18 protein-coding genes, 1 tRNA gene and 1 riboswitch are annotated in these 17,208 nt (G+C 59.0%); of the genes, 15 read left to right on the plus strand and 4 right to left on the minus strand.

Annotation, left to right across the window (positions count from 1 at the left end; translation table 11 throughout):
• Nucleotides 1–55: 55 nt before the first annotated feature.
• Entirely contained in the window at nucleotides 56–610 is a 555-nt protein-coding gene (locus tag AAC599_RS01000) for a TMEM165/GDT1 family protein (protein ID WP_340148540.1), read from the minus strand.
• Between the two features lie 4 nt (nucleotides 611–614).
• Nucleotides 615–800, minus strand: a riboswitch (yybP-ykoY riboswitch).
• Between the two features lie 63 nt (nucleotides 801–863).
• Nucleotides 864–1,733 (minus strand): TauD/TfdA family dioxygenase, encoded by an 870-nt coding sequence (locus AAC599_RS01005; protein ID WP_340148541.1) that lies wholly within the window; start codon nucleotides 1,731–1,733, stop codon nucleotides 864–866.
• Nucleotides 1,734–1,859: 126 nt separating this feature from the next.
• On the opposite strand from AAC599_RS01005, the gene AAC599_RS01010 reads away from it, so the two are divergent.
• From AAC599_RS01010 to AAC599_RS01020, 3 genes are all read left to right on the plus strand, one after another.
• A complete protein-coding gene (locus tag AAC599_RS01010) occupies nucleotides 1,860–2,582 on the plus strand; it encodes a helix-turn-helix domain-containing protein (RefSeq protein ID WP_340148542.1) in 723 nt (240 codons plus the stop codon).
• 121 nt (nucleotides 2,583–2,703) lie between these two features.
• Nucleotides 2,704–3,783, plus strand: coding sequence for a nitronate monooxygenase (locus AAC599_RS01015; RefSeq protein WP_340148543.1), 1,080 nt, complete (start codon nucleotides 2,704–2,706; stop codon nucleotides 3,781–3,783).
• 251 nt (nucleotides 3,784–4,034) lie between these two features.
• A complete protein-coding gene (locus tag AAC599_RS01020; RefSeq protein ID WP_340148544.1) occupies nucleotides 4,035–5,378 on the plus strand; it encodes a DEAD/DEAH box helicase in 1,344 nt (447 codons plus the stop codon).
• Nucleotides 5,379–5,442: 64 nt separating this feature from the next.
• On the opposite strand, the gene AAC599_RS01025 is transcribed toward AAC599_RS01020, so the two are convergent.
• Nucleotides 5,443–5,518, minus strand: a tRNA-Ala gene (locus tag AAC599_RS01025).
• A gap of 84 nt (nucleotides 5,519–5,602) precedes the next feature.
• Nucleotides 5,603–5,953, minus strand: a complete 351-nt coding sequence (locus AAC599_RS01030) for a TIGR02300 family protein (protein WP_340148545.1) — start codon at nucleotides 5,951–5,953, stop codon at nucleotides 5,603–5,605.
• A gap of 211 nt (nucleotides 5,954–6,164) precedes the next feature.
• On the opposite strand from AAC599_RS01030, the gene aroA reads away from it, so the two are divergent.
• From aroA to accD, 12 genes are all read left to right on the plus strand, one after another.
• The gene (aroA, locus tag AAC599_RS01035) at nucleotides 6,165–7,517 is read left to right on the plus strand and encodes a 3-phosphoshikimate 1-carboxyvinyltransferase (protein WP_340148546.1); all 1,353 of its coding nucleotides are present in this window, start codon (nucleotides 6,165–6,167) and stop codon (nucleotides 7,515–7,517) included.
• On the plus strand, nucleotides 7,514–8,131 hold the full coding sequence (cmk, locus tag AAC599_RS01040) for a (d)CMP kinase (RefSeq protein ID WP_340148547.1): 618 nt from the start codon (nucleotides 7,514–7,516) through the stop codon (nucleotides 8,129–8,131). Before aroA ends, cmk begins: the two co-directional genes overlap by 4 nt.
• A 147-nt stretch (nucleotides 8,132–8,278) precedes the next feature.
• Nucleotides 8,279–10,015, plus strand: a complete 1,737-nt coding sequence (rpsA, locus tag AAC599_RS01045) for a 30S ribosomal protein S1 (RefSeq protein ID WP_340148548.1) — start codon at nucleotides 8,279–8,281, stop codon at nucleotides 10,013–10,015.
• Between the two features lie 56 nt (nucleotides 10,016–10,071).
• The gene (gene sppA, locus AAC599_RS01050) at nucleotides 10,072–10,980 is read left to right on the plus strand and encodes a signal peptide peptidase SppA (RefSeq protein WP_340148549.1); all 909 of its coding nucleotides are present in this window, start codon (nucleotides 10,072–10,074) and stop codon (nucleotides 10,978–10,980) included.
• A 50-nt stretch (nucleotides 10,981–11,030) separates the two neighbouring features.
• Entirely contained in the window at nucleotides 11,031–11,315 is a 285-nt protein-coding gene (gene ihfB / locus AAC599_RS01055; protein ID WP_293960421.1) for an integration host factor subunit beta, read from the plus strand.
• A 69-nt stretch (nucleotides 11,316–11,384) separates the two neighbouring features.
• Nucleotides 11,385–11,765 carry a lipopolysaccharide assembly protein LapA domain-containing protein gene (locus AAC599_RS01060; RefSeq protein WP_340148550.1) on the plus strand — a complete coding sequence of 127 codons (381 nt, stop codon included), beginning with the start codon at nucleotides 11,385–11,387 and terminating at the stop codon, nucleotides 11,763–11,765.
• Nucleotides 11,766–11,784: 19 nt separating this feature from the next.
• Entirely contained in the window at nucleotides 11,785–12,729 is a 945-nt protein-coding gene (locus AAC599_RS01065) for an ornithine cyclodeaminase family protein (RefSeq protein ID WP_340148551.1), read from the plus strand.
• A 105-nt stretch (nucleotides 12,730–12,834) separates the two neighbouring features.
• Nucleotides 12,835–13,545, plus strand: a complete 711-nt coding sequence (pyrF, locus tag AAC599_RS01070) for an orotidine-5'-phosphate decarboxylase (RefSeq protein WP_340148552.1) — start codon at nucleotides 12,835–12,837, stop codon at nucleotides 13,543–13,545.
• Nucleotides 13,546–14,217: a phosphoribosylanthranilate isomerase gene (locus tag AAC599_RS01075; RefSeq protein WP_340148553.1), complete on the plus strand. Its 672-nt coding sequence runs from the start codon at nucleotides 13,546–13,548 to the stop codon at nucleotides 14,215–14,217. It abuts the gene before it with no gap.
• 6 nt (nucleotides 14,218–14,223) lie between these two features.
• Nucleotides 14,224–15,435 (plus strand): tryptophan synthase subunit beta, encoded by a 1,212-nt coding sequence (gene trpB / locus AAC599_RS01080; protein WP_340148554.1) that lies wholly within the window; start codon nucleotides 14,224–14,226, stop codon nucleotides 15,433–15,435.
• Nucleotides 15,432–16,250: a tryptophan synthase subunit alpha gene (trpA, locus tag AAC599_RS01085; RefSeq protein WP_340148555.1), complete on the plus strand. Its 819-nt coding sequence runs from the start codon at nucleotides 15,432–15,434 to the stop codon at nucleotides 16,248–16,250. The genes trpB and trpA overlap by 4 nt, the downstream gene beginning before the upstream one ends.
• 12 nt (nucleotides 16,251–16,262) lie before the next feature.
• Complete coding sequence (accD, locus tag AAC599_RS01090; protein WP_340148556.1) at nucleotides 16,263–17,198, plus strand: acetyl-CoA carboxylase, carboxyltransferase subunit beta; 936 nt, start codon at nucleotides 16,263–16,265, stop codon at nucleotides 17,196–17,198.
• Nucleotides 17,199–17,208: the final 10 nt, after the last annotated feature.

Here is a 17,208-nt window from a genome sequence, read left to right on the forward strand (position 1 = left end):
GAGATTGATTTCAGGATCACGCGGGATCGGCCCGGAACCTCGACATAAATTCTGACTAGGCCAGAAGCGCGACCAGCCCGGTCAGAACAAACGCCGCCGCCGCGACAAGGCGGGCGATTTTAAGCGGAATGCGTTTCATCAGCGCGGCGCCGAGCAGGACGACCGGGATATTCGCGAGCAGCATCCCGAGTGTCGTGCCGAGGGTAACGGGCAGGATCGCCGTGAAATGCGCGCCCAGAAGAACCGTCGCGATCTGCGTTTTATCGCCGATTTCCGCGAGGAAAAACAGCAATGTCGATACCACGAAGGCGCCATGGCCGTCATAGCGTGACGTCGGTTCCCCCTCCTTGTCCGGGATCAACAGCCAGAGCCCGACCACGATAAAGCTGCCGGCGATAAGCCATTGCCCCATCTCGCTTTCAAGAAACTGGCCGAGCCAGACCCCGGCCCCCGCAGAGAGCGCATGATTGGCAAGGGTGGCGACAAGAATACCGGCGATGATGCTCCAGGGTTTGTTGAACCTCGCAATCAGGAACAGCGACAAAAGCTGGGTTTTATCCCCGATTTCGGCAAGGGCGACGGTGAAGGTAGAGGTGAGAAACGCTTCCATAATGACTTTCCAGCGGGACGAAAACCAAGAACAAACACCGGCCTCCCGCAGACGGGACCGTTGTTTGCCTTGGGTCTTGTCGGCGATGCGGTCAAACGCACCGCGACCCTGCCACAGGCCGTGAGGGCCCGAGTATGTTGACAGAGTCACTCATTGGAAGTTGAGCAGACTACTCCCCCATGACAGGGCGCACACTACAGAACAGAATGCGCCTTGTCCATGCGAATACGCACTCGATGACGCGCCGTTGTCCTCAGAAAGGACGGTCGCCCGCCACCGTTACCCGCTCCAGCAGGCGATGCTCCGGGAAGAAATCCCCGACGGCGTAATGCTGGGTGCTGCGATTGTCCCAAAAGGCGATGGAGCCGGGTTCCCAGCGGAAGCGTACCTGATAATCCGGTGTCGAGGCCGTCCGGTAGAGCTTTGTCAGAAGCTCCATGCTTTCCTGACGGGTCTTGCCGGTGATGTTGGTGGTGAACGGGTTGTTCACATAGATCGCCTTGCGCCCCGAAACCGGATGGGTGCGAACGATGGGATGCTCCGACGGCGGATATTTCGCTTTCAGTTCCTTGACCAGCTCCTCGGTGCCCGGCTGGGCATACATTGCCTGACGGAACGGTTTCCAGTCATGCATGGCGGTCAGGCCCTCGATCTCTTCCTTTGTCTCGTCATCCAGCCCTTCATAGGCGGCTTCCATATCCGCCCACAAGGTATCGCCGCCGACCTTGGGGGAAACAATACATCTCAGGATCGAGCCGAGCGACGGATCCTTCCGCCAGGTCACATCGCTGTGCCATTCATCGGCGGTTATCTGCGATTTTGCCGTGCTTTCCACGACCATGATTTCGGGATCGATATTCTGTGTCTTGAACCCCTCCTTATGCTGGGTGAGGGGATGAATCTCCAGCTCGCCGAACCGCCGACCGAAGGCAAGATGCTGTTCGCGCGTGAGATTCTGGCCGCGAAAGAAGAGGACCTTGTATTTGACAAGCGCATCGGAGAGCTGGTCGATCACTGCCTGATCCAGGGTTTCCCGCAGGTCCACGCCCGAAACAAGCGCGCCCAGCCGCACCGTCATCGGCTCAAAATGCAGTTTGTCCGCGACAATATTCAACATCACCATTTCCCTCTCCTTTTCTTTTTATGCATTAATCACTTTCAATTAATTGATATTGATTAATTGCTTGTGATTAATTTGTCAAGGCGATAATATGGGACCGATACAATTGTATTTCGGGAAACAGCCTTTATGACAAACAGCAATAGCCTCCAACAGCTGACCATTGAGCCTCCGGCCGTCCCGGACGTTCAGTCACTTGAGGGAACGAAGCTCAGGATCGTGACCGCGGCGGAGCGGCTGTTTGCGATCCATGGCATCGACGGGGTGACGCTACAGCAAATCCTGAAAGGCGCGGGCCAGCGTAACTCCTCCGCCATGCATTATCATTTTGGCTCCCGCGAGGCCCTGATCGAGGCAATCCTCATGTGGCGGGTCAGCAAGATCGATGCCCATCGCAACCGGATGATCGATGAATTGCTGGCGGAGGGGCGCGGCGATGACATCCGCAGCATTCTGGCAACCGCCGTCATTCCCTTCATTCGCCCGATCGAGGAATCATCGCAGCCGAGCTTCTACAACCGCTTCCTGCTGGAGGTGCATCGCAGCCCGACCGTCAGCTTTGATGACATCATCGCCGGCAAGGCCGACCGGGGGATCAAGCGGATGAACGAGCTCTTGCTCCGGCAGCTTGACCATATTCCCGCCGAATTGCGGATGACCAGGATTGCGACCATCCGGTCGATGATCATCTTCGCCGTTGCGGATATCGAGGCCGTACGCTCACGCAAGCTTAAGGAAACCGGCGCGTTCAACTTTGACCGCGCGGTCGAGAACCTGATCGACATGGCCAGCGCCGCCTTCATCGCCCCCGTCTCCCCACAAACCCGCAGCCGCCTGACCGGCGGGGAGTAGTATTTTGCCCAACATACTCGTTGCGGCCGGCGCGAAGGGCTAAGGGTCAGCGACTTTCTTGCAAATCGTTAAAATTTAGGACAGGTTAATCGAGGGTATTCTCTAGTCGGGAGGGCTTGTCATGTGGCCTAACGAAAAGCTGCTAGATCTGTTTCAAATCGAATTGCCGATCATCCAGGCGCCCATGGCGGGGGCCAATGGTTCCGCCATGGCAATTGCGGTAAGCGAGGCGGGCGGGCTCGGCTCCCTTCCCTGTGCCATGCTGAGTGAAGATCAGATACGCGCCGAAGCAGGCGTTATTCGGCAACAAACGGCAAAACCGTTCAACATGAATTTTTTCTGCCATACCGCCGTAACTCCGACGCCGGAACAGGAGGCGACCTGGACCACCCGTCTCGCGCCATTCTATAAAGAGTTCGGACTTGACCCTTCCGATGTCGCTCCTGCGCCTGCCCGCCGCGCCTTTGATGAGGGCATGTGCGCACTGGTTGAGGAAATCAAGCCGAATGTGGTCAGCTTTCATTTCGGCCTGCCCGACCCCTCCCTGCTTTCGCGGGTCAAGGCCGCAGGCGTACGCGTTATTTCCAGCGCGACAACGGTGAGGGAGGCGCGCTGGCTGGAAGAAAACGGCTGCGATGCGATTATTGCGCAAGGCTATGAAGCGGGCGGCCACCGCGGCATGTTCCTGACCAAGGATATTACGGCCCAGGCAGGCACCATGGCGCTTCTGCCGCAGGTGGTCGATGCCGTGAAAGTGCCGGTTATTGCGGCAGGCGGCATTGCCGATGGCCGGGCAATTGCCGCCGCCTTTGCCCTGGGCGCGACCGGTGTTCAGATTGGCACCGCCTATCTGTTTACGCCGCAAGCGCTGATTACAGATATTCATCGGGACGCCCTTCATCAGGCAAAGGATGACCAGACTGTCTTGACGAATGTGTTCTCCGGCAAGCCCGCGCGCGGGCTGATCAACCGGGTAATCCAGGAGGTCGGGCCAATCTCGGACAAGACCCCGCCCTTCCCGACAGCCGGTGCGGCGCTTGCGCCACTGAAAGCCAGGGCGGAAGCCGCCGGATCGGGCGATTTCACCTCCCTCTGGTCGGGACAGGCCGCGGCATTGGCACGCGATCTGGACGCCGGGGAGCTTACCCGCACCCTCGCGTCGGACGCCCAAAAGCGCCTGAAGTCGCTGGCGGGCAAATAGAGAAAGTTTGACATTCCGGTAATTTAGCGTATAAGTCGCACCATTGCCGAAGCGATACCAGTAGAGTGTCGCGTTGCAGCTTTTCGCATGGCGCTAATTTCGATCTCTATTCATTAGGCCGTCGAAACCACCCCCGAAACAGCAAAACATCCGCATCGATCGAGAAACTCGACCGGTCGTTTGTGGTTGTTTGGATCGGGAAGCGTCTGCGCTGCAACAGGCCTTATAAAAACTGGAAAGTAACGAGAGTAATGACAAAATTTACAGACCTCGGTCTGAACCAATCCGTCCTTCGCGCTGTCGAAGAGGGCGGCTATGAAACCATGACGCCAATCCAGCAGCAGGCGATTCCCGCCGTTCTGAACGGCAAAGACCTGATCGCAATTGCACAGACCGGCACCGGTAAAACCGCCGCCTTCTCGCTGCCCCTGATCCAGAAACTTCTGACCGGAGAGGGAAAGCGTACGGCAAGGGGCGCCCGCGCCCTGATCCTTGCGCCGACGCGGGAGTTGGCAATGCAGATTTCCGAAAATATCCGCGCCTATGGACAATATCTGCATCTGAAAACAGCCCTGATCTTTGGCGGGGCATCGGCCAAACCGCAGATTAAGGCAATGACGGCCGGTGTCGATATCCTGATCGCGACACCGGGCCGCCTGCTCGATCTCATGAACCAGCGCCATGTCAATCTCGGCAATGTCGAGTATCTGGTGCTTGATGAAGCGGACCGGATGCTCGATATGGGCTTTATCCGCGATATTCAGAAAATCATCGCGCAACTGCCGACAAAACGGCAGACCCTGCTTTTTTCCGCGACCATGCCGACGTCGGTCGAAAAGCTTGCCAACAGTATTCTCACCCATCCGATCCGGATAGAGGTTGCCCCGGCAGCCACAACCGCGGAAAAAGTGGCGCAGCATGTCCTGATGGTGCCAAAGGGGCGCAAGCGTGAACTGCTGGCACATGTGCTGAAAGACGAAAGCCTGAGCCGGGTCCTGATCTTCACCCGCACCAAGCATGGCGCCAACCGAGTCTCGCGTCAGCTTGAACAGCTGGGCATTTCATCCGCCGCCATTCACGGCAATAAATCGCAGAATGCCCGGCAGAAGGCGCTCAATGAGTTCCGCGCCGGCGAGACCCGTGCCCTGGTGGCGACGGATGTGGCAGCACGCGGGATTGATGTCGATGGTGTCACCCATGTGATCAACTTCGAGATCCCGAACGAGCCCGAAAGCTATGTCCACCGGATCGGCCGTACGGCACGCGCCGGCGCGACGGGATCATCCCTCTCCTTCTGTGATCATGAGGAGCGCGCATACCTCAAGGATATCGAAAAGAGCATCCGCCAGCCCGTACCGGTGCTGGAAGATCATCCCTTTCATGCGGAAGGCATCGCCAATGCCCCGGTCGGTGAGGACAGCAAGCCTGCAAATGGCGGACGCAGGCGCCGTGGTGGTGGAAATGGCCGCTCAGGCGCCGCTTCCGGCAACCGGCAGAATAACGGGGGCGGCCGCTCAGGCGCGCCGAAATCCCAGAACGCCGGGTCGGGCAGACCCCGCCAGCGTAACCGCCGCCCGCAACGCGCCGCGGCGTAAATAATCACTGCATCGCGTGAAAACAAAAAAGGCCCCGCCGCACAGGCAGGGCCTTTTTAAATAATGGTGGAGCCAAACGGGATCGAACCGTCGACCTCTTGAATGCCATTCAAGCGCTCTCCCAACTGAGCTATGGCCCCATAGTGGCGGGTACGCCCGCCGCGGGTTCGGAAACTATGCCGAAGCCCTTTCAGATTCAAGTCAAAAGTGACTCCGGGATGAAATCAGCTTTCGTCGTCGGATTTCGGCTTAATCACGACACCGGAAAGATCATCATCATCCTCTTCATCATCAGGAAGATCGACTGTGTCCGGATCAATGAGATCGTCATCAACGTCCGTATCCTCATCATCATCATCCGCCAGATCGTCCGCTTTCTTCTTCGCTGCTGCCGCTGCGGCCGCTTTTTTTGCCGCTTCCGTTGGACCGGAGGAAGGCCGGCGCGGTTTCAACAACCGTTCTGGTGTATTTTCTTCGCCGCAGGCCGGACAGATAATCGGCGTTTTCTTCATATCGTAAAAAGGCTTTCCGCAAGCACTGCAACGATGCTTTTCGCCCCATTCCGGTTTTGCCATTGTCACCTCATCCTGATGTGGATGCCAAATCGGCTAAAATGGCACCCCAAAGCATTTTAAGAGAGGGTGAATTGCCAGAATAACCGGGCGCTGTCAAAAGTTTCTTTCATTTGGGCTCAGCTTTATGTGACATCGGTAAAAAACCTTGCTAAAACCCCGGTGCAGGAGTTTCCCTATTTTCAAGCCCGAAGGCATATCCGGCCGAAGATCCATGACCTCTCATTCCTCATCCCCGCTTCCGATGTCGGCGCACGCCTCCGGGCCATTGACCGGCATCATTACCGTGCCCGGCGACAAGTCGATTTCCCACCGGGCCCTTATTTTCGGGGCCCTCGCCGCCGGGACGACTTCGATCACCGGCCTGCTGGAGGGGGAGGATGTGCTGTGTACCGCCGCCGCCATGCGCCAGCTCGGCGCAACCGTCAGCAAGAATGAGGACGGCAGCTGGCAGGTCACTGGTAATGGTATCGGCGCCCTCGCCGAGCCGGAGCGGGTTCTTGACATGGGAAATTCCGGAACAGCGGCGCGGCTGCTGATGGGGCTGGTCGCGGCCTGCCCGTTCACCACCTTCTTCGCCGGCGACGCCAGCCTGCATAAACGCCCCATGGGTCGGGTCCGGCTGCCGCTGGAGGAGATGGGCGCCCTGATTACGAGCCGTTCGGGTGGGCGATTCCCCCTGGCCGTGACCGGGCGGGAGCTAATGCCGATCGACTATGAACTCCCCGTTGCCTCCGCCCAGGTGAAATCCGCGATCCTGCTGGCTGCGCTCGATACCCCCGGCCTCACCCGCGTGACCGAGCCCAAGCCGACCCGCGACCATACGGAGAATATGCTGCGCCATTTCGGCGCGACGGTGACCGTGACCGACCTCGATACCGGCGGCCGCGTCATTGAGTATGAGGGACAGCAGGAACTCTCCGCCGCCGATATTACCGTGCCGGGCGATCCATCGTCGGCGGCATTCATGGTGGTTGCGGCGGCCATCCTGCCGGGCTCTGATGTGACCATTACAAATGTCGGGCTCAATCCGCTGCGCGACGGGCTGTTCATAACGCTGAAGGAAATGGGCGCGGATATCGAGATTCTGAACAAGCGCGATCAGGCCGGGGAGCCTGTCGGCGATCTTCATGTCCGCGGCAGTGCGCTTAAGGGGATAACGGTTCCGCCGGAGCGCGCGCCGACCATGATCGACGAGTTTCCCGTGCTGTTCGTCGCCGCCACCTTCGCGATCGGCAAGACCGTCATGCGCGGCCTTGAGGAACTCCGGGTGAAGGAATCGGACCGGATCGCCAGCATGGTTGCCGGGCTGATCGCCTGCGGCGCAACCCTGGAGGAGTTCGAGGATGGCCTGATCATCGACGGCAACGGCACCCCGCCGGCGGGTGGCGGGCGCATTGAAACCCATCTCGATCATCGCATCGCCATGTCTTTTCTGGTCATGGGGCTGGGCGCGAAAAATCCCGTCACCGTGGATGATGGCCGGGTGATGGAGACGAGCTTTCCCGGATTTGCCAATCTGCTGCGTCGTCTGGGCGGAGATATCCGCGAGGAAGAGGCTTCATGATTATCGCGGTCGACGGTCCGGTCGCCGCCGGAAAAGGAACGCTGGCGCGGCGAATCGCTGATATATATAAGCTCGATTATCTTGATACCGGTGCGCTTTACCGCGCGGTTGGCCTCAAGCTGCTGCGCAATGGGCAAGATCCGGCCGATACCACCGCCGCCGTGACTGCCGCGCGCCATGTCGGGGAAATTGCCCTCGACGATCCTGCTCTTCGTGACGAGAAAACCGGCGAGGCGGCCTCCGTCGTTGCCGCGAATGAAGGCGTGCGCGACGAGCTCCTTCAATATCAGCGAAACTTCGCAAAACGGGAGAAAGGTGCGGTATTGGACGGCAGGGACATCGGCACCATCGTCTGTCCCGATGCCGATGTGAAGCTGTTCGTGACCGCCAGCGCCGAGATTCGCGCCCGCCGCCGGTACGACGAACTGGCCGCCAAAGGCGTGGACACAAGTTTCGAGGCTGTGCTGGAGGATTTGCAGGCGCGGGATGCCCGCGATACCGGCCGGGACGCGGCGCCGCTTAAAAAAGCCGACGATGCCCACTTGCTTGACACGTCAAAATTGGATATAGAGGCGGCTGTTAACGCGGCTTGCAAGATTATTGACGCCGCCTAGACTGCAAGGATGAACCGTTCCGACCACGCCGGAACCATGAAAATTACGCTTCTCTCGCGTGCGTATCTTTTAACTGGAGAAGCTTGTGGCCATCAATCCGCCGGAGAACCGGTTTGGCCTGATATCAGGATTGCTAGGAAATCAAATATGACAGATACATCTATTGCCGAAGAAGGCATGCCCGCAATTGAAGATTTTGCGGCGCTTCTTGACGAGTCCTATGGTGCCAGTGACAGCCTGGAAGGCACCGTTATCAAGGGAACCGTGATCAATATCGAAAATGATCTTGCGATCATTGATGTCGGACTGAAGTCCGAAGGCCGCATTCCGCTCAAGGAATTTGCCGCTCCCGGACAGGACGCCGAACTCAGCGTTGGCGATACCGTCGAGGTTTTTCTGGAACGCATCGAAAACTCCGCCGGTGAAGCCGTCCTTTCCCGGGACAAGGCACGCCGCGAGGAAGCCTGGGAAAAACTCGAAGTGGCGTTCGACAAGAGCGAGCGCGTCGATGGCATTATCTTCGGCCGCGTGAAAGGCGGCTTCACGGTTGACCTTTCCGGCGCCGTTGCCTTCCTGCCCGGCAGCCAGGTCGACGTTCGTCCGGTTCGCGACATCGGCCCGCTGCGCGGTATTCCGCAGCCTTTCCAGATCCTGAAAATGGATCGCCGCCGCGGTAACATCGTTGTTTCCCGCCGCGCCGTTCTGGAAGAAAGCCGCGCCGAAGCCCGCTCCGAGCTGATCGGCACGCTGGAAGAAGGCCAGACACTGGAAGGTGTGGTCAAGAACATCACCGATTACGGCGCCTTCGTCGATCTGGGTGGTGTCGATGGTCTGCTCCATGTCACCGATATCGCGTGGCGCCGGGTCAACCATCCGTCGGAAGCCCTGACCATTGGCGAAACCGTCAAGGTCCAGGTGATCCGCCTGAACAAGGATACCCAGCGCATCAGCCTCGGCATGAAGCAGCTTGAGGAAGATCCTTGGGAAGCCCTGGAAGCCAAATATCCGGTCGGCGCGAAATTCACGGGCCGTGTCACCAACATCACCGACTACGGTGCCTTTGTTGAGCTGGAAGCCGGTGTCGAAGGTCTTGTCCATGTCTCCGAAATGAGCTGGACCAAGAAGAACGTGCATCCGGGCAAGATCGTCTCCACCTCCCAGGAAGTGGAAGTCATGGTGCTTGAGGTCGATCAGGCCCGCCGCCGGATCAGCCTTGGCCTGAAGCAGTGCATGGACAATCCATGGGACAGCTTCGCCCAGACAACCCCCGTTGGCACCGAGATTGAGGGCGTCGTCAAGAACATCACCGAATTCGGTCTGTTCGTCGGCCTTGAAAACGATGTCGACGGCATGGTCCATATGTCGGATATCGACTGGACCCAGCCGGGCGAGCAAGCCATTCAGGAATACAAGAAGGGCGATACGGTCAAAGCCAAGGTTCTTGACATCGACGTCGAGAAGGAACGCGTCTCCCTCGGGATCAAGCAACTCGCGGAAGATCCGTTTGCCGGTGCGGCAGAAATGAAGAAGGGCGCGGTTGTAACCTGCACGGTGTCCAAGATTCAGGACGCCGGACTGGATGTCGAGATCAGCGAAGGCGTTGTCGGCTTCATCCGCAAGGGTGAGCTGAGCCGCGATCGCGCCGAGCAGCGTCCGGACCGGTTCGCCGTCGGTGACAAGATCGACGCCAAGATCACGGCCATCGACAACAAGACCCGCAAGGTCACGCTGTCGATCAAGGCCCGTGAAGTGGCGGAAGAGAAGCAGGCTGTTGCACAGTATGGTTCTTCCGATGCCGGCGCGTCGCTTGGTGACATCCTCGGGGCCGCCATGCGCAAGGCCTCCGAAGAGGATGGCGGATCCGACGACAAGGCAGACGGGTAATCCCTTCATGTCTACTGTCGCTATCGGTCATATCTGTTTTCGTCGGGTGACTGAACATGTCGGCCGATAGCGAAGATTACAAAGTCAGGCGCCGTTTGAAGCGGCGCCTGACGCTTTGGCGCCTCCTCGCGATTGTTTTGCTGATCGTTGTCGGCGTCTGGATTTTCAATGCGATGACAGAGGACGATGTCACGGATCATGTGGCCCGCCTCGATATCACCGAAATCATTGTCGAGAACGACCGTCGGCAGGAAGCCATCGACCGGGTTATCCGGGATGCCTCCGCCAAGGCGCTGATTGTCTATATCAACAGCCCCGGTGGCTCGACCTATGGCAGCGAACGGCTTTACAAGGCGCTTCGCCGGGTCGCCGAAACCAAGCCGGTTGTCACCGTGATCGGCACCGTCGGTGCCTCGGGCGGCTATATGACGGCCCTTGCCGGGGACCGTATTTTCGCGGGCGAATCCTCCATCGTCGGCTCCATCGGCGTCATTGTGCAGCTGACCGAAATCTCCGAGCTCATGAAAAAGGTCGGCGTCAGCGCGACGGCGATCACCTCCGGCGCGCTCAAGGGCGAGCCCTCCCCCTTCAAGCCGATCTCGGAAGCCGGGCGGGAGAACCTGCAGGAGATGGTCACCGCTACCTATGACTGGTTCGTCGGCCTCGTAACCGACCGACGGCCACTGGATGAAAATGAAGTCCGCAGCCTTGCCGACGGGCGGGTCGTCATCGGCCTGGTGGCGGTCAATAATGGCCTGATTGATGAAATCGGCGGCATCACGGAAGCGCAAACCTGGCTGGAATCAGTCCGGCAGATTCCGTCCAGCCTGCCCCTTCGGACCATCGATTATAGTGAGCCAAAACCTCTGATTGCGCGGCTTTTAGGGGAAATGATGGGGAAAAGCGTTTTATCAGAACGACTTACACTTGACGGACTGCTCTCCCTTTGGCAACCTGATGGATAGTTGGGAAAATGTCAGATTAACGAGAAAATTTCAGGGGCGGGGAGTGTCGAATGATAAAATCTGAACTAATAACAATCATCGCGGAAAATAATCCCCATTTATACCAACGCGATGTGGAACGTATTGTTACCACGATTTTTGACGAAATATCCGATGCTCTCGCACGTGGCGACCGGGTCGAACTGCGCGGATTCGGAGCCTTTTCCACCAAGGAGCGGGCGGCGCGTGTTGGCCGCAATCCCCGCACCGGGGAAGCCGTGCAGGTGGAAAAGAAATATGTGCCTTATTTCAAATGCGGAAAAGACCTGCGCGACCGACTCAACGCCGAGGGTTGATAAGGTTCGCCATTTTTCCGGAAAACCGTTAGTCTGGCAGAAACCCATGTCTGAACCAGAAGGCCATTCATGCTGAAGTTTATTTCCTGGATTTTGTTCCTTGTCATCGCCCTTGCGGTTGCTGCCCTCAGTATCGCCAATCGGGAGGCCGTAGTGTTTTCGCTCAATCCGCTTCCCTTCGCCTTTGACCTGCCGCTCTATGCCCTGTTGCTGGCCGCTGCCTTCATCGGTCTGATCGTCGGGTCCGTCGTCACCTGGCTGCGCGGTCATCAGGCCCGCCACGAAAACCGGGTGCACAAACGGGAAGTGGAGGAGCTCAAAGGAAAAAACATGGCGCTGACCCGCGATCTTGAAGAAGCAAGAGCCCGCAACAGCAGCGGCCCGGCGCCCGACGCCCTTACGCCGCCCATCGCCGAAAAGCACCAGATCGAACACCAGGCCGGCCATTAGGCCCGAAAAAGGTTTCCAGATGCGGATTATTGAAAACGCCGAAATATCGGCCGCCCTCGCTTACCCTGCGCTGATCGACGCTTTGCGCAGGATGTTCACTTCGGGCTGCACTCAGCCGCTCCGTCACCATCATTCCCTGGACCCGGAGAATGAGAAAAAGGGCACCCTGCTGATCATGCCCGCCTGGCAGTCGGGAAAATATCTCGGTCTAAAAACCGTGACGGTCATGCCGGAAAACGGCAGCCGCGGCCTGCCATCGGTTCAGGGCACCTATCTCTTGTTCGATGCGGTGGACGGACAGGCCCTCGCCTTCATGAATGCGGGCGAGCTGACCACCCGCCGCACGGCCTCCGCCTCGGCACTTGCCGCCTCCTTCCTTGCGCGGAAAGACGCAAGCCGGTTGCTGATGGTCGGGGCTGGCGCCATGGCGCCCTGCCTTGTGCGCGCCCATGCCGCTGTCCGCCCGATAAAAGAGGTAGCCGTCTGGAACCATCGCGCCGAGAAGGCGGAACGGCTCGCCGATGAACTGACGCATGAGGGGTTTGAGGCGTTCGCGGTACCCGATCTGGAGGCAGCCGCCGGAACGGCGGACATCATCTCCTGCGCCACCCTTTCCACCGAACCCCTGATCCAGGGGGACTGGCTGAAACCCGGTGTCCATGTCGATCTTGTCGGCGCCTTCACCCCAACCATGCGCGAAACCGACGATGCCGCCATCCGGATTGCGCACGTCTTCGTCGATACCCGCGAAGGCGGCCTGAACGAGGCTGGCGATATCGTCCTTGCCATGAAGGCCGGCGCCTTTGCGGAGCAGGACCTCAAGGCGGATCTGTATGACCTCTGCCGGGACCAGCACCCGGGCCGCACGAGCGACGAGGAAATCACGCTTTTCAAGTCGACGGGCGCCGCGCTTGAGGATCTTGCTGCCGCAATCCTCGCCTATGAAGCAAACGAACAGAAATAAACGCAAAATCATGTCATTTTGCGCGTCTATCGCTTTTCATTTTGTCGAAAGCCTCTATTATCGCGGCAGTTTCCACCTATATCTCAGAAAACAGGATGTATGGACATGAGACAGACGCCCCAAAATGCCGTTTTTACTGCCATTGACACAACTGATCTGGAGGCGGCGATTGCCCTTGGCCGCGCCATCGCCCCGATTTCGGGTGGGCTCAAGCTGGGGAAGGAGTTTTTCACCTCCCACGGTCCGCAAGGCGTCATGGCCGTTGCGGGGGAAACGACCCCGCTCTTTCTCGATCTCAAGTTCCACGATATCCCCAACACGGTTGCCGGGGGCGTCCGCGCCGCGGCGAAATTTATCAAGCCGACCATGCTGACCATTCATGCGAGCGGCGGCCCGGCCATGATCCGGGCGGCCGCCGATGCCTCCGCCGAGTTTGGCGACGAGCGGCCCCTGATCCTCGGTGTCACGGTACTGACCAGCATGGATGATGCGGATTTGAAAGCGGTTGGTGTGGAAAGCGCCGCCGAGGAACAGGTCCTGCGCCTTGCCGAGCTTGCGCAAAAGAACGGCGCCGACGGCGTGATCTGTTCCCCGCGCGAAATTCAGGCCCTCCGGAATATCTGCGGCCCGGATTTCAAGCTGGTCGTCCCCGGTATTCGTCCGCTCGGCAGTGATCATGGCGATCAGAAGCGGGTCAAAACCCCGATCGAGGCAATGACCGACGGCGCAAGCTATCTGGTGATCGGCCGTCCCATCACCGGCGCCCCCGATCCCGCCGCCGCCGTCAGCACGATTGTCGGGGAATTGGCCGCCTAGATGACTGTTGCCGCGAAAATATGCGGACTGACAGACGCCGCCGCCGTTGCCGCCGCCGTTGAGAATGGCGCAGCCTATGTCGGCTTTGTCTTCTACGGCCCGAGTCCGCGCAATATCTCGCCGGAAAAGGCCGCGGCGTTAACGGCGAGTGTCCCGAACTCCGTTCAGAAAGTCGGGCTTTTCGTGGATCCCTCAGACGACTTGATCCGGCAGGTTCTCGCCGCACTCCCGCTCGATCTCATACAGCTTCACGGATCCGAGCCGCCGGAACGGGTGCGGGACATCAAGAAGACATTCGGTCTTCCCGTCATGAAGGCCATCAAGATCGACAGCGCCGCATCGATTGCGGACGCCTCTCCCTACGAGGGAGTTGCCGATATGTTGCTGTTTGATGCAAAAGAACCTAAAACCATGAAAAACGCGCTTCCGGGGGGCAACGGCCTGACGTTCGACTGGACATTGCTGGCGGACGCAAAGATCAAAAGCCGCTGGATGCTGGCGGGCGGTCTGAATGCTGAGAATATCGCCGAGGCAGTGCGGATTTCCGGCGCGCATATTGTCGATACATCCTCGGGCGTAGAGATTGAACCGGGACGCAAGGACCCGGCGGCAATAAAGACATTCCTGATGGCGACACAGGCCATCGAAACACAGAAACAGGTTGAGACATAGAAAATCATGGCGAAACTGAACAGCTATCGCACCGGACCGGACGAAACCGGTCATTTCGGCATTTTCGGCGGACAATTCGTCGCCGAGACGCTGATGCCGCTTATCCTGGAACTGGACGAGGCCTATGAGGCATCGAAAGAAGACCCGGAATTCGCCGAGGAACTCTCAGGTCTTTTGAAGAATTTCGTCGGGCGCGAATCCCCGCTCTATTTCGCAGAACGGCTGACCGAGCATTACGGCGGCGCGAAAATCTACCTCAAGCGGGAGGATCTGAACCACACCGGCGCGCATAAGATCAACAACTGCATGGGGCAGATCCTGCTCGCCCGCCGCATGGGCAAGAAACGCATCATCGCGGAGACCGGCGCGGGCCAGCATGGCGTCGCCACCGCCACCGTCGCCGCGCGCTTCGGCCTCAAATGCGCGATCTATATGGGCGAGACGGATATCGAGCGGCAGAAACCCAATGTTTTCCGCATGAAACTGCTGGGCGCGGACGTCGTCCCCGTCAAGTCCGGCGCGCGCACCCTGAAAGACGCGATGAACGAGGCGCTCCGTGACTGGGTTACGAATGTCGAAGATACCTTCTACATCATTGGCACGGTGGCCGGGCCGCACCCCTACCCCGAACTAGTCCGCGATTTTCAATGCGTGATCGGCGAGGAAACGCGCCGCCAGATCATGGCCGAGGAAGGACGCCTTCCCGACACCCTGCTTGCCTGCATCGGCGGCGGATCGAACGCCATGGGCCTGTTCCATCCCTTTCTCGATGAGGAGAAAGTCGAGATTATCGGCGTTGAAGCCGCCGGTCACGGGATCGACACGAACAAACATGCCGCGTCCTTAAAAGGCGGCCGGCCGGGCGTTCTCCATGGCAACCGCACCTATCTGTTGCAGGATGACGACGGCCAGATACTGGAGGCGCATTCCATTTCCGCCGGTCTTGACTATCCCGGTATCGGGCCGGAGCATTCCTGGCTCAATGACGTGGGGCGGGTCAAATATGTCAACGCCACCGACGCCGAGGCACTGGAAGCCTTCCAGCTTTGCTGCAAGCTGGAGGGGATTATCCCGGCGCTGGAAAGCGCCCATGCGCTTGCCTATCTTGAAAAACTCGCGCCCGGCCTGCCGAAGGATCATCTCATCGTCGTCAACCTCTCCGGTCGCGGCGACAAGGACATTTTCACCGTTGCCGACGCGCTGGGAGTTGAGTTGTGAGCGAAACCCGTATAGACCGCCGTTTCCGGGCCCTGAAGGCCGAAGGGCGCGCCGCCTTTGTCACCTATGTCATGGCCGGTGATCCGAATTACGAGACCGCGCTGGAAATCGTGAAAGGACTGCCCGCCGCCGGCGCCGATGTGATCGAGGTGGGGCTGCCCTTCACCGATCCCATGGCCGACGGTCCGGCGATCCAGAAGGCGGGGTTGCGCGCGCTTGCCTCCGGCACGACGTTGAAGAAGACGCTCAAACTCATTTCAGAATTCCGCACAGGTGATGACGACACGCCGATCGTGCTGATGGGGTATTATAACCCGATCTATAATTATGGCGTTGATCAGTTCCTGACCGATGCGAAGGCCGCCGGGGTTGATGGCCTGATCGTTGTCGATCTTCCGTCCGAGGAGGACAAGGAGCTGTGCCTTCCGGCCCGGGATGCGGGTCTTAACTTCATCCGCCTAGCGACGCCGACCACGGATGACAAGCGCCTGCCGAAGGTGCTCGCCAATTCTTCCGGCTTCCTTTATTATGTTTCGATTGCCGGGACGACAGGCGCCGCGGCGCCAAGCCCCCGGGATGTGGCCAATGCCCTTACCCGCATCCGCAAGACGACGGATCTGCCGATTGCGGTGGGCTTCGGTCTCAGAACTGGGAAGCAGGCCGCGGAGATTGCGAAAATCGCCGAAGGGGCAGTGGTGGGCACCGCCCTTGTCGAGCAGGTCGCCCTTGGCAGTAACGATAAAGATGCGGTAGAACGGGTACTCGGTCTCGCCCGCGAGATTTCGGCGGGCATTCGTAGCGTAAAAAAGACGTAACAGGACAGGATTATGAACTGGTTGACGAACAAGGTCCTGCCGAAATTCCGGCAGCTGACCACAAAACAGGACACACCCGACAATCTCTGGGTAAAATGCCCCGATTGCGGCCAGATGCTGTTTCATAACGACCTGCAAGCCAACCAGAATGTCTGCACCCATTGCGACTATCATATGCGCGTCTCTCCCCGGGAACGGTTCGATGCTCTCTTCGATGACGCCAAATATGACCTGATCGAGCTGCCGGAAGTCCCGGTGGATCCGCTTAAATTCCGCGATTCCAAACGTTATACGGAGCGCCTGAAGGATGCCCGGAACAAATCCGGCGATATCGATGCGATGAAAGTCGCCCATGGCAGGATGGGGGGCAATCCCGCCGTCATCGCCGTGCAGAATTTCGATTTCATGGGCGGCTCCCTCGGCCTCGCGGTGGGAGAGGCCATCGTTTCCGCCTCCAAGCTCGCGATTTTACAGAAGGCTCCGCTGATCCTGTTTTCCGCCGCCGGGGGCGCGCGCATGCAGGAAGGTATTCTCTCCCTCATGCAGATGCCACGCACTACGGTCGCGATCCAGCGCCTGAAAGAGCATCGCCTGCCCTTTATCGTCGTTCTCACCGATCCGACAACGGGCGGCGTGACCGCGTCCTACGCGATGCTCGGTGATATCCAGATTGCCGAGCCCGGCGCGCTCATCTGCTTTGCCGGACCGCGGGTGATTGAAGAGACAATTCGCGAAACCCTGCCCGACGGGTTCCAGCGCGCGGAATTCCTGCTGGAGCATGGCATGCTCGACATGGTGGTTCACCGTCGCGACCTTCGTGAAACCCTGACCCGCGTTGTCGAACTTCTCGCCAGCAAGCTGAAACTGCCGCCCGCCATCAAGGACGACAGTAAAAAGCCCGCGAAGAAGGCGGAGACGGACAAAAACGCTGCCGTCAACGACAAATAGCCTGACCCCG

Source organism: uncultured Sneathiella sp., from assembly GCF_963976355.1.
Classification (GTDB): domain Bacteria; phylum Pseudomonadota; class Alphaproteobacteria; order Sneathiellales; family Sneathiellaceae; genus Sneathiella.

Excerpts from the sequence above, each read along its gene's own strand:
- AAC599_RS01000 (WP_340148540.1), bottom strand. The coding sequence starts at position 610 with ATGGAAGCGTTTCTCACCTCTACCTTCACCGTCGCCCTTGCCGAAATC.
- AAC599_RS01005 (WP_340148541.1), bottom strand. The coding sequence starts at position 1,733 with ATGGTGATGTTGAATATTGTCGCGGACAAACTGCATTTTGAGCCGATG.
- AAC599_RS01010 (WP_340148542.1), top strand. The coding sequence starts at position 1,860 with ATGACAAACAGCAATAGCCTCCAACAGCTGACCATTGAGCCTCCGGCC.
- AAC599_RS01015 (WP_340148543.1), top strand. The coding sequence starts at position 2,704 with ATGTGGCCTAACGAAAAGCTGCTAGATCTGTTTCAAATCGAATTGCCG.
- AAC599_RS01020 (WP_340148544.1), top strand. The coding sequence starts at position 4,035 with ATGACAAAATTTACAGACCTCGGTCTGAACCAATCCGTCCTTCGCGCT.
- AAC599_RS01030 (WP_340148545.1), bottom strand. The coding sequence starts at position 5,953 with ATGGCAAAACCGGAATGGGGCGAAAAGCATCGTTGCAGTGCTTGCGGA.
- aroA (WP_340148546.1), top strand. The coding sequence starts at position 6,165 with ATGACCTCTCATTCCTCATCCCCGCTTCCGATGTCGGCGCACGCCTCC.
- cmk (WP_340148547.1), top strand. The coding sequence starts at position 7,514 with ATGATTATCGCGGTCGACGGTCCGGTCGCCGCCGGAAAAGGAACGCTG.
- rpsA (WP_340148548.1), top strand. The coding sequence starts at position 8,279 with ATGACAGATACATCTATTGCCGAAGAAGGCATGCCCGCAATTGAAGAT.
- sppA (WP_340148549.1), top strand. The coding sequence starts at position 10,072 with ATGTCGGCCGATAGCGAAGATTACAAAGTCAGGCGCCGTTTGAAGCGG.
- ihfB (WP_293960421.1), top strand. The coding sequence starts at position 11,031 with ATGATAAAATCTGAACTAATAACAATCATCGCGGAAAATAATCCCCAT.
- AAC599_RS01060 (WP_340148550.1), top strand. The coding sequence starts at position 11,385 with ATGCTGAAGTTTATTTCCTGGATTTTGTTCCTTGTCATCGCCCTTGCG.
- AAC599_RS01065 (WP_340148551.1), top strand. The coding sequence starts at position 11,785 with ATGCGGATTATTGAAAACGCCGAAATATCGGCCGCCCTCGCTTACCCT.
- pyrF (WP_340148552.1), top strand. The coding sequence starts at position 12,835 with ATGAGACAGACGCCCCAAAATGCCGTTTTTACTGCCATTGACACAACT.
- AAC599_RS01075 (WP_340148553.1), top strand. The coding sequence starts at position 13,546 with ATGACTGTTGCCGCGAAAATATGCGGACTGACAGACGCCGCCGCCGTT.
- trpB (WP_340148554.1), top strand. The coding sequence starts at position 14,224 with ATGGCGAAACTGAACAGCTATCGCACCGGACCGGACGAAACCGGTCAT.
- accD (WP_340148556.1), top strand. The coding sequence starts at position 16,263 with ATGAACTGGTTGACGAACAAGGTCCTGCCGAAATTCCGGCAGCTGACC.